The organism is Corallococcus sp. 4LFB (assembly GCF_046520365.1).
Classification (GTDB): domain Bacteria; phylum Myxococcota; class Myxococcia; order Myxococcales; family Myxococcaceae; genus Corallococcus; species Corallococcus caeni.
Map to the genome: position 1 here is coordinate 1 of NZ_JBKGHJ010000279.1, position 11,217 is coordinate 11,217.

Genomic DNA, 11,217 nt, shown 5'->3' on the forward strand with positions numbered 1-11,217 from the left:
AGCAGCTGGGCACGCCGCCGCGTCCATCCAGGAGCGCCGCGCCGCGGACGATGCCTTCCGCGTCGCGCCGTCGGACCTGTTCCTCGCCCTGGCCTCCGTGCAGGTGCAGGGGTTGGATCCGGAGAAGCTCCTGGAGGTGCGCCAGCTCCAGCACCCGGTGACGCCGCTGCTCAGCCCGGCCAGCGGCTACGGCGCCACCACGCTGCCCGCGGACCCCGACGGCGTGGTGCGCGGCGTGCCCCACCTCGTCGCGTACAGCCCGCGCGGCGGTGAGCGCTACGTCCTGCCCTCGCTGCCCCTGGCCGCCGCCATGCGGCTCGCGGGCACGCAGAAGCTGCGGTACGCGGACGGGCGCCTCTTCATTGGCGACAAGTACTCCGTGCCCATGGACGCGGCCGGCTACAGCCTCCTGCGCTGGGAGGCCCCGTCCGCCACCCGGGGCGCGCGCGGCCCGCTCGCCCGCTCCATCCGCGCGTGGAACGTGCTGCTCAACCTCTTCGACACGCAGGAGGCGCGGCCCGCCCGCTTCGACCACGACCTGGACGGCCGCGCCGTCATCCTCACCAACACCAGCAGCTACGCGCCCGAGCGGCGGGTGACGCCCATTGGCCCGGGCATCGCCAACGGCGCCGTGCTGGGGCAGGCGCTCGCCAACATCCTCGCGTCGGACGGCATCACCCGCGCGCCGCCGAAGGTGGACATGCTCGCCACCATGGGGCTGGCGTTCATCGGCGCGTTCCTGGCGCTGTCCTTCAGCTGGCTCCTGCGCTCCGTGGGCGGCGCCTTCCTCTTCGTCTGCGTGGCCGTGGCCGCGGGGGCGGGCTACGTGGGCGCGGCGGGGTACGTCTTCGTCCACGACAAGCTGTGGATCGCCGTGGCCGGCCCGCTGTGGTCCGGGGGGCTCGCGTTCCTGGTGACGACGCTCTACGCCTTCCGCACCGAACAGGACGTGCGCGAGTTCGTCCACAGCGCGCTGGGCCGCTACGTGAGCCCGGAGGTGGCGCGGCTGGTGGCGCGCGACGTGAGCCTGATGAAGCCGGAGCGCCGGCAGATGACGGTGTACCTCTGCGACATCGAGGGCTTCACCCGCCTGTCGCAGGCCCTGCCGCCGGAGCAGCTGGTGCCGCTGCTCAACACCTTCCTCACGGAGATGACGGCCGTGGTGCGCGCCACGGTGGGGCAGGTGGACAAGTACATCGGCGACTCGGTGCTGGCCTTCTGGGGTGCGCCCGTGCGCACGGACCGCCACGCGCACCTGGCCTGCGAGGCCGCGCTGAAGCTCCAGGCGGCGCTCGCGCAGAAGCAGCCCCTCTGGGAGAAGCAGTTCGGCCACCGGCTGGCGGTGCGCGCCGGCATCGACACGGGCGACCTGCTGGTGGGCGACATGGGCAGCGAGCTCAAGTCCCACTACACCGTCATGGGCGACGCGGTGGGCATGGCCGGCCGGCTGGAGGCGGCCAACAAGGAGTACGGCACCCGGGTGCTGGTGGGGGAGGCCACCGCGCAGCTCGCCAGCGACGCGTACGTCTTCCGCGAGGTGGACCGCGTGCTCCTGCGCGACCGTCCCCAGCCCGTCCGCGTGCACGAGCTGCTGGGCCGCCGGGGCGAGTTCTCCCCGGAGAAGCAGGCGGGCATGGCCCTCTACGAGAAGGCCCTCAGCGCCTACTACGGGCGCGACTTCCTGGTGGCCCAGGAGCTGTTCCGCCGCTGCACCGTGGAGCACGGCGACCCCGTGGCCCGCGTCTACGTCCAGCGCTGCCAGCGCCTCATCCAGACGCCGCCGCCCGCGGACTGGGACGGCGTCATCCGCTGGGGCCGGCGCAGCACCGACAGCCGCTGAGCGCAGGTCGCCACCGCCCTTCAGGGCCGCGTCTCGACCCGCAGGGGCATGCCGAACCGCGCGGTGAAGAACTGGAGGAGGTGGGCGTGCTCGAACGCGATCTCCTCCGGGCGCTCCGTGAGGTGCGCGTGCTCGGGGACGATCATCAGCGACGCGTCCTGGCCCCGGGCCCGGAGCGCGCGCACGAAGACGTCCGCGTCCGACAGTGACACCTTGGGGTCCCTCGCGCCCAGCATCAGGGCGATGGGCGCCTCCACCCGGTCCACCCACGTCACGGGCGAGATGGCGCGCAGCCGCTCCGCGTCCTTCTCCGGATCGCCGTACTCGGCGGCCCGGGCGCGGCGCAGCTCCGGCGAGGTCTGGGCGAGGAAGGAGGCCAGGTCCGTCTTGGCGGCCAGGGCGAAGCCCGCGTCGTAGCTGCCCGCGAAGCGCGTCATGCCCACCAGCGTCTGGTTGCCCCCGTAGCTCCACCCGAGGATGCCCAGCCTGGGCACCACGCCATCGCGGGTGAAGCGCTGGCGCAGGCAGCGGCTGGCGGCCTCCAGGTCCGTGGCGGCCTCCACGCGCAGGGGCCCGTCGTCCGCGCGGGCCCAGTCCTCGGAGCAGCGGGTGCCCCGCACCGCGGGCTCCGCGTAGATGAAGCCCGCGCGGAGGAAGAACTCCGGGCGCCAGTGGTAGCCCGGCCGGGGACAGCCCGTGGTGTAGAAGGCGAGCACGGGACACGCGCGCTCCTGGCACGAGGGCGGAACGCGCACCTGGATCCGGAAGCGGACGTCGCCGTTGTCACACGTCAGGTCCTCCACGGGCGCGGCGCTCCAGCGCAGGCGCTGCCCGGAGTCCGCGAGGACGGCCCGCAGCGTGTCCTTCAGCGCCGCGTCGGGTTCGACGCGCGGATGGCGCCGCAGCAGCTCCTGGCGGGAGTCACCGTCCCGGACGAGCGCCGCGCCGACGACGCGAGGGCTGTCCGCGTCCGCATGCGCGCCCAGCACCCGCGGGGGCACGGGCGCCACGGGCCGCGAACAGGCGCCGAGCAACAGCAGGCCCCCGAGGCCTGACAGGAGGAGGGGAGACAGGGATGCGCGAAGCACGGGCCACCTCCGGAGCTTCAGTCGTCGTCGCCGGAGTCCGGCTGGCCGAACAGCTCCCGCACCGGCGCGTCGTCCTGGATGTGCTCGGCCACCACGCGGCGCATCTTCTCCGCCGTCATCCCGGAGTAGTACACCTCTCCGGGCCACCCCATGAGCTGGTAGTCCTCCGGGGACAGCGGGTCGCGCTTGCGGCCCGTGTCCTCGCGCACCACCACGTTGGGCCCCATGTGGCAGAAGCCGTAGCAGCCGCCCCGGTACAGCTCGCACCGGGACTGGAGCCCCTTCTCCGCCAGCGCCTCGCGCGCCGCCACGTGCACCGCGTCCGAGCCGCCCTCGCGGCAGCTGGAGCCCTTGCACACCGACATCCGGTAGCGCTTCACGGCGGGGCTCCCCGTGCCTGGCCGGCACCATGCGCATTGAAGAGCTGCAGCATCACCACATGCCCCCAGAAAAGGCTTCGGCCCGCCCTTCCCCTGACAGCGGGAAGAGGGCGGGCCGGGCTGCGCCGTGGCGCGGAAGAGACAGGACTACTTGATGAACTTCGTCACCTGGATGGGACCCTGCTGCGTCACCACCGCGTGCCCGGCACCCGCCTTGGCGTGGGCGCCGTGGCCCGCGCCCAGCTGCGCGGGCTTGCCGTGGTCCGCGTGGCCCTCGTGTCCCTCGCCGATGCGCGTGTGCGCCTCCTTGTGGACGTGGTGCGGCTCCGCGGAGCTGTCGCGCTTGTTCCAGGGGTCGGACGGGTGCGACACGGCCGGGCCCTTGAGCAGCTTCGGGATGTCGTAGACGAAGTTCTGCCGGTTGTACTCGGACGGCGTGTGCATGTACGTGTCCATGCGGATGGCGTCCTTCGGGCACGCCTCCACGCACAGGCCACACACGATGCAGCGCAGCTCGTCGATGACGAACTGGGTGGGGTACTTCTCGATGACCGCCGACTCGGAGTCGGAGTCCGCCGTCTCGTACTCACCCGCCTCGATGTAGATGCACTGCGCGGGGCAGATGGTCGCGCACATGTAGCAGGCCACGCAGCGCGGCTTGCCGTCCTCGCGCGGCACCAGCCGGTGAAGACCCCGGTAGCCCTCCGGATAGATGGGCTTCTCTTCCGGGTACTCCACCGTGGTCATCAGGTTCATGCCCGTGCGGTCCACCACCTGGGGGTTGGTGTCGCGCGTGCCGAACATGTTGCGGAAGAAGTGCTTGGTCGTGATGGCCAGACCGCGCAGCAGCTCCGGGATGTACATCCGCTCGCGGAGGTCCGTGCGCGGATCCTGGGAAGCATTGAACGCCATGGTGTCTTGTCTCGCTTCCGGACCGCGCTAGTGCGCGCCCGCCGGAGAATGGGAGTGGGGGTCCGCCGCGTGCGCCGGCAGGCCGTGCGCGTCGTGTCCGTGGCCGTGCGCGTCGTGCCCATGGCCGTGCGCCGCGTCGTGCGCGCCCGCCGTCTTGGAGCCCGACGTCATGGTCAGGGCGACCACGAAGCCGATCTCCAGCAGGCCCACCACGCCCAGCGCGCGCAGGGAGGGATCCCACAGCACCAGCGCGCCGCTGATGAACACGTTGGCCAGGCCCACGGGCAGGAGGATCTTCCAGCCCAGGTTCTGGATCTGGTCGTAGCGGAAGCGCGGGAAGGTCCAGCGAATCACCAGCTGCACCCAGATGAGCAGGATGACCTTGAGCCAGAACACCGTGCCCAGGAGCGTGCCGTACACCCAGCCGTGCTCCTGCATGAAGGGCTGCGCCGCCAGCCACTCGCCGCCGAAGGGCAGGTGGTGACCGCCGAGGAACAGCGACGCCGTCACGCCGGCCAGCACCACGACCTCCACGAACTCGGAGATCATGAACATGCCGAACTTCATGCCGGAGTACTCCACGAAGTAGCCGATGATCTCCGACTCGCCTTCCGGCGCGTCGAACGGGGCGCGCTTGGTCTCCGCGAAGGACGCCACGAAGAAGCCGATGAAGCCCAGGGGCTGGATGAAGATGCCCCACGCCGGCAGGCCCAGGTCGAAGCCGCCGTCGGTGCGCCACAGGTACTGCGCCTGGCCGGTGCCGGCCACCAGCGCGTTGCCCACGTCACCCACCAGCGCGGGCAGCTGCACGGAGGAGAAGGCCAGGAACAGGCCGACGAGCGACAGGCCCAGCGCGACCTCGTAGGAGATCATCTGCGCGGAGGCGCGCACGCCGCCCAGCAGCGCGAACTTGTTGTTGGAGGACCAGCCGGCCAGCGACGTGCCGTAGACGGCGAGCGACGCGATGGCCAGCAGGTACAGCACGCCGAAGTCCGGCGTGGCGACGACCATGTCCACCGTCTTGCCGAACACGTTCACCGTGGGCCCGGCCGGCACCACCGCGAACAGCGCGAACACCGGCGCGAAGGCGAGGATGGGGCCCAGGTTGAACAGGAAGCGGTTGGCGGTGCCGGGGACGAAGTCCTCCTTGGTCAGCATCTTCAGCACGTCGGTGATGATGTGCGGGATGCCGCCCAGGGAGCGGTTGGACAGGCCGGGGATGGCCAGGCGCGCGCGGTTGGGGCCCACGCGGTCCTGCATGAACGCGCTCCACTTGCGCTCGGCGAGCGTGAGCAGCGTCGCGGTGATCATCACGAAGACGAGCATCAGGAAGAGGATGTTCGTCAGGCGGCTGGCGCCCTCGAAGAGGTACTCCTCCGCCAGGTAGCCCACCAGATACGCCGAGGCCACTCCGCCAGCGACGGCGAAGACGATGGTGGCCATGGCGAACAACATGGTCAGGATGCGGCTCATGGTCAGATGCCCCTCACGCGCGGCGCGCCGAACTCGCGGTAGCCCGGCGGACGGCCGTCGGCTCCCGACGGCAGCGGATTGATGCCCGGCTTCTCCCGGTCCGGCGGAGAGGCCTTGTCCCAGTTGAACTCGGCGAACTCGGACACCTGGCCCGAGAGCGCCCGCCACACGTCGCGCGCGGAGGCGTGCGCGGCCTCGCCGCCCAGCTCACGCGTCAGCTCCGCGGCCCACTTCCAGTGCGGCGCCGCGTCACCCTTGGGGGGATACGCCTTGCGGAAGCGCTGGGTGATGCCGTCCTGCTGGGTGAACGTGCCCTCGTCCTCGATGTGCGCGGCGGCCGGCAGCAGCACCGTGGCCTGCGCCGTCACCGGCGAGTCGTTCTGCGCCTGGGCGACGAACACCTCCAGCTTCGCGACGACCTCCGCGAAGGCGGCCGCGTCCGTGGGGACCTCCGCGCCCAGCGCGTAGAGCGCCTTCACCTGGCCCGCGTTGATGGCGGAGGTGAGCTCGTCGAAGCCCTTGAGCGACAGCCCCAGGCCCTTGGCGATGAGCGCCAGGCCCTGGCGGTTGGGGTTCTTGTCCGCCGTCATCAGGTAGTGGTCGGCCTTGCCCTGCGGCCGGCCGCCCACGAACACGGACGTTGCGCCCAGCACCGTCTTGGCGAACGTCAGGCCCGCGAGCAGGTCCTCGTTGGACGCGAGCGGCGAGGCCAGCACCGCGAGCTGCTTGGAGCCCGTCAGCGGCTTGAGCGCCTTCGCCGCGCCGACGGCGGCGTCCTTGCGCGTGAGCACCGGCTGCACCGTGCCGGGGGCCTGGAGGCCGCGGCCCACGCGGGCGGACAGCACGCGGCCCACGTTCAGGTCCTTGTACGACAGGCGGCCCTGGTCGCACATCCAGCTCTTGTTGATGGCCTCGTTCTCACGCGGGCGGTAGCGGTAGGTGTCCTGGGACATCCAGTCCGCGGAGATGGTGCAGCCGCGCGAGCAGCCCGTGCAGACGGACGGCGTGGCGGACAGGAACCAGGCGCGCGCCTTGAAGCGGAAGTCGCGGGAGAGCAGCGCGCCCACCGGGCACACGTCCACGGTGTTGAGCGAGTAGTTGCTGTCCAGCTCGTTGCCCGGGAACACGTCGATGCGCTCGTGGCTGCCGCGGCCGAAGACGCCCAGCTGCGGCTCCTTGGGGACCTCGTTCATGAAGCGGACGCAGCGCGTGCAGATGATGCAGCGCTCCTGATCCAGCACCACGCGGGGCCCAGCACCTTGCGCTTGTGCTTGAGGGCCTTGGTGCCCTCCAGGCGCGAGGGCTTGTAGTCGTACTTCATGTAGTAGTCCTGCAGCTTGCACTCACCGGCCTGGTCGCAGATGGAGCAGTCGACCGGGTGGTTGAGCAGCAGGAACTCCATCACCGCGCGCTGCTGCTCCTTGACCTTGGGGGTCGTGGTCTTGATGACCTGACCCTCGGCCATGGGCGTCTGGCAGGCGGGGACGAGCTTGGGCGCGTTGGACGCTTCGATGAGGCAGATGCGGCAGTTGGCCGCGATGGAGAGGCGCGGGTGGTAGCAGTAGTAGGGGATCTCCGAGCCGACCGTCTTGGCCGCCTCGATCATGTTGGTCCCCGGCTTCACCACGACTTCCCGGCCGTCGATGACCGCCGTCACGAAGCCCGGGTTCTTGGGCTGCGGCTTGGGCGGAGGGCCGCCGGCGGGCGCCGCCGGCTTGGGCGGAGGCGTGCCGGTGGGGCCGCTGGCGGCCGCGGGCGGGGAGTCCAGCTTCGTGCCGGCGGGCGGGTTGGACGGCTCCGAACCAATCCTGGCCGCGGGCGTGTCGGTGGGCGCGCCCTTGGGGGGCGTCTGCGCGTCACCGGTGGGCTTCTTCGTGTCGTTGTCGCTCACTGCTCGACCTCGCCGCCGATCATGTTGATGGTGTCAAAGGTGGGAACGAGGTCCGCGAGCATCTTGCCCTGGATGATGTGCGGCAGCGCCGACAGCACCGGGAAGCCCGGGGCGCGCACGTGGACCTTGTACGGGCGCCGCGGCCGTCGCTCACCAGGTACCAGCCCAGCTCGCCGTTGGACGCCTCCGTGGCGTCGTACACTTCACCGGGGGGCACCTGGATGCCCTCCATCACCAGCTTGAAGTGCGCCATCACGCCCTCGATGGTGCCGTACACCTCCGGCTTGGGCGGCAGCGCGATGCGCCAGTCATCCACGATGATGGGGCCCGCGGGGATGGTGTCCAGCGCCTGCCGCAGGATGCGGATGGACTGGCGCATCTCCTCCAGGCGCACGAGGTAGCGGTCGTAGTTGTCGCCGTGCTCGCCCACCACCACGTCGAAGTCGAAGCGGTCGTAGACCCAGTACGGCTGCACCTTGCGCAGGTCGTGGTCCACGCCGCACGCGCGCAGCGCGGGGCCCGTCCACCCGTAGTCGATGGCGTCCTCGGCGGTGATGACGCCGGTGCCCTTGGTGCGGTCCACGAAGATGCGGTTGCGCGTGAGCAGCCCGTCCATCTCCACGAGCAGCTCTTCGGTGCGGTCCAGCGTCTTCTTGACCTTCTCCGACCAGCCCTCCGGCAGGTCGCGGTTGATGCCACCCACGCGGCCGAAGCTGGTGGTGAGGCGCGCGCCGGTGAGCTCCGTGACGCGGTCCTGGATGAGCTCGCGGGCCTCCATGCCGTAGAGGAACGGCGCGAAGCCGCCCATCTCCAGGCCGGTGGCGCCCACGCACGTCAGGTGGTCCGTGAGCCGGTGCAGCTCGCTGCCGATGACGCGGATGTACTGGGCGCGCTCCGGGATCTCCAGGCCGATGAGCTTCTCCACGGCGTTGAGGAACCCGAAGTTGTTCATCATCGCGGACAGGTAGTTGAGCCGGTCCGTGTACGGCAGGCACTGCGTCCAGGTGACGTTCTCGCAGCTCTTCTGGAAGCCGCGGTGGAGGAAGCCGATCTCCGGGTCGATCTTGACGATGGTCTCACCCTCGAGCTCCACCTTCAGCCGCACGGTGCCGTGCGTGGCCGGGTGGGAGGGGCCCATGTTGATGACCATGTTCTTCGTCTGGAAGTGGGACTCCAGCTCCGATTCCTCGTGGGCGAACCCGTCGGTGTCGGGGTTGTGCGGCTTCTGCGCGTCGGTGTTGTGGCTGTCGGACATGGGGAGGTCTCGATCAGGCGACGCCGCTGGTGCCGGGGCCGCGGAAGATGTCCTTGATGGGGCGCTCGGGGATCAGCGGCTGGCGGTCGCGCAGCGCGTAGTCCTTGCGCAGGGGGTGGCCCTGGAACTCGTCGTACAGGAGGATGCGGCGCAGGTCCGGGTGGTCCGTGAAGCGGATGCCGTAGAAGTCGAACACCAGCCGCTCCCACCAGTTCGCGCCGCGGTACAGCGGCGTGAGGGAGGGGAGCTCCGGGCGGGTCTCCGTCACGCGCACCTTCAGGCGCACGTGCTCCTTCCGCTTGAGCGAATAGAGGAAGTAGACGACCTCGAAGCGCGGATCACTCTCCGCCAGGTGCAGGCGGTCCACGGCGTCCGCGGAGCCGAACAGCTTGAAGTCCAGCTCGGGATCCATCTTCAGGAAGGTGGCGACCTTCGGCAGCCACTCCGCATGGATGACGGCCCAGGCTCCGCCAGCGCGGTCGACATAGCGCTCCGCGACCGCCTCGGGAAACTGGGCGGCGACCCGGTCCAACGCGAAAATGCTCAAGGGGGGCCTCGATCTACGACAGAGGAAACCGCGGCTTTATAAGGACCGTTCGCGTGAGGCGTCAACGTAAACCCTCAACCATGTAGGCCACTTAGGCGGTCCAGTAGCCCGGCATCGCGATCCACCCCTTGCCTGCCTGGGGCCGGGGGCCGGAAAGCTCAGGCCGCCACGTCCGGACCCAGCACCGGGGCGCCCTCGGCGGGCTCGGGGATGAAGGTCACCACGGGCTGGCTCTTGCCCGCGACGAACGCGGTGGGGGCGGGGGCCCAGCGGAAGGCGTCACCCGCCTGCTCGCGGGTCGCCTGGGAGACGAGCACCGGCACCCCGAAGCCCTTGGTCAGCCGCTCGATGCGGTTGGCCAGGTTCACCGTGTCGCCGATGGCCGTGTACTCCAGGCGCCGGGACGGCGAGCCGATGTTGCCCAGCACCACCGGCCCGGAGTGGACGCCCACGCCCATGCGCAGGCCGGCCTGGCCCCGGGCGGCGCGCTCGGCGTTGACGGCCTCCAGCTCCCGCACCATCTCCAGCGCGCACCGGGTGGCGCTCCGGGCGTGGTGGGCGTCCGGCAGCGGGGCGCCGAAGTACACCATCAGTGCGTCCCCAATGAACTTGTCGAGCGTCCCTCCGTGGCGGAACACCACCTCGACCATGCGGCCGTAGTACTCGTTGAGGATGGTGACCACCTCCTCGGGGGGCAGCCGTTCGCTCAGCGAGGTGAAGTCGCGCACGTCCGCGAAGAGCACGGACACCTCGCGCAGCTCCGGGGTGGGGGAGTCCATGCCCTGGAGGCGCTCGGCGACGGCGGGGGAGAAGTAGCGGCCCAGGCGGGCGCGCTGGAGTTCCTCCTGGGTGACGGCGGCGGACAGCAGGCGGATGCGCTGGAGGAGCCGGGCCGCGCCCGCGGCCGTCATGGCCAGCATCACCGCGCCGGCCACCTGTGCGCCCCCTCCGATGGAGGCCTGCCGCTGGAGCTCCACTTCCGCCAGGATGGCGATGAGCGTGACGAGCTGGGTGACGGGCCGGCGCAGGCTCAGCGCGGACAGGAGGACCAGCGCCGCGAAGATGCCCAGCGTGAAGCCGGCCACGCCGCCCGGGGAGGGGGACACCGGCAGCGCCAGGTGCTGGAGCCAGTAGACGGCGGGCACGTCCACCAACGCGACGGACAGCGACGCCCAGCGGGCGATGCGCGTGGAGGCCGTCACCGCCACTGCCACGGCGATGGTGCACCCGAGGTACAGCGCGAAGGGCCCCAGGTAGACGTCCCAGTCGTGCAGCCCGCGCACCCGGCCCAGGTACACGGCCATGGTGAACAGCACGCCCACCGCGCCCAGCCGGACCCACGCCAGGTGCCGTCCATTGGACTGGCGCTCCACGTCGAGCGCGCGGCGCACGGACTCCTGCAGGGTGTCGCTGGGCGTGGCGCTGGATGACATGACGGTGGCCCCCGGTCCGGGCAGGGCATCGGTCGTTAACAGTCCGGGCGTCATCTTGCACAGGCAGTGCAGCGCAAGCACGTCACGCTCGTCCGGAAAGCCTGGTGGAACACAGAGTTGGCGCCTCCATGCCCGGCCGGGGTAGAGGCTGGGGGCATGTCCGTGCGGTCCGTCGCCTCCTTCCTCCGTGCCGCTTCGGGGCGTCTGGCCCTGGGCGCCCTGCTGGGGCTGTTGCTCTTCGCCGCCGAGACGGCCTGGCTGCTCAAGGCGGGCGTGGTGGGCGTGGACATCCCGCTGGACGGCCCCTACGCGGCGCTGGCCGCGGCGGTCCGGCCGCTGCTGCCCGGCGTCATCCTGCGCGTGGCCACCGTGTACGCGGTGGCGGGGGGGCTGCTGGG

General features: G+C 70.9%; 7 protein-coding genes and 3 pseudogenes. 2 read left to right on the forward strand and 8 right to left on the reverse strand.

From position 1 onward, the window contains the following. The coding region (locus ACLEQD_RS26270; RefSeq protein ID WP_410387710.1) for an adenylate/guanylate cyclase domain-containing protein at window positions 1–1,840 on the forward strand (1,840 nt) is incomplete at its 5' end. A 20-nt stretch (window positions 1,841–1,860) separates the two neighbouring features. Here the strand turns inward: ACLEQD_RS26270 and ACLEQD_RS26275 are convergent. The 8 genes and pseudogenes from ACLEQD_RS26275 to ACLEQD_RS26310 all read right to left on the reverse strand — a co-directional run bounded on the left by ACLEQD_RS26275 (window position 1,861) and on the right by ACLEQD_RS26310 (window position 10,819). After that, a complete protein-coding gene (locus tag ACLEQD_RS26275; RefSeq protein ID WP_410387711.1) occupies window positions 1,861–2,928 on the reverse strand; it encodes an alpha/beta hydrolase family protein in 1,068 nt (355 codons plus the stop codon). Between the two features lie 17 nt (window positions 2,929–2,945). After that, a complete protein-coding gene (locus ACLEQD_RS26280; RefSeq protein ID WP_338261313.1) occupies window positions 2,946–3,308 on the reverse strand; it encodes a (2Fe-2S) ferredoxin domain-containing protein in 363 nt (120 codons plus the stop codon). A 147-nt stretch (window positions 3,309–3,455) separates the two neighbouring features. Beyond that, window positions 3,456–4,220: a NuoI/complex I 23 kDa subunit family protein gene (locus ACLEQD_RS26285; RefSeq protein WP_410387712.1), complete on the reverse strand. Its 765-nt coding sequence runs from the start codon at window positions 4,218–4,220 to the stop codon at window positions 3,456–3,458. Window positions 4,221–4,247: 27 nt separating this feature from the next. After that, window positions 4,248–5,693, reverse strand: a complete 1,446-nt coding sequence (locus ACLEQD_RS26290) for a complex I subunit 1/NuoH family protein (RefSeq protein ID WP_410387713.1) — start codon at window positions 5,691–5,693, stop codon at window positions 4,248–4,250. 2 nt (window positions 5,694–5,695) lie between these two features. Next, window positions 5,696–7,584 (reverse strand): annotated as a pseudogene (locus ACLEQD_RS26295) (2Fe-2S iron-sulfur cluster-binding protein). After that, a pseudogene (gene nuoD / locus ACLEQD_RS26300) lies at window positions 7,581–8,839 on the reverse strand (NADH dehydrogenase (quinone) subunit D). Before nuoD ends, ACLEQD_RS26295 begins: the two co-directional pseudogenes overlap by 4 nt. 13 nt (window positions 8,840–8,852) lie before the next feature. Next, on the reverse strand, window positions 8,853–9,371 hold the full coding sequence (locus ACLEQD_RS26305; RefSeq protein WP_120594655.1) for an NADH-quinone oxidoreductase subunit C: 519 nt from the start codon (window positions 9,369–9,371) through the stop codon (window positions 8,853–8,855). Window positions 9,372–9,544: 173 nt separating this feature from the next. Beyond that, the gene (locus ACLEQD_RS26310; protein ID WP_410387714.1) at window positions 9,545–10,819 is read right to left on the reverse strand and encodes an adenylate/guanylate cyclase domain-containing protein; all 1,275 of its coding nucleotides are present in this window, start codon (window positions 10,817–10,819) and stop codon (window positions 9,545–9,547) included. Between the two features lie 156 nt (window positions 10,820–10,975). Between ACLEQD_RS26310 and ACLEQD_RS26315 the strand changes: the two are divergent. Then, a pseudogene (locus ACLEQD_RS26315) lies at window positions 10,976–11,217 on the forward strand (sulfatase); the annotation flags it as partial.

Excerpts from the sequence above, each read along its gene's own strand:
- ACLEQD_RS26310 (WP_410387714.1), bottom strand. The coding sequence starts at position 10,819 with ATGTCATCCAGCGCCACGCCCAGCGACACCCTGCAGGAGTCCGTGCGC.
- ACLEQD_RS26290 (WP_410387713.1), bottom strand. The coding sequence starts at position 5,693 with ATGAGCCGCATCCTGACCATGTTGTTCGCCATGGCCACCATCGTCTTC.
- ACLEQD_RS26285 (WP_410387712.1), bottom strand. The coding sequence starts at position 4,220 with ATGGCGTTCAATGCTTCCCAGGATCCGCGCACGGACCTCCGCGAGCGG.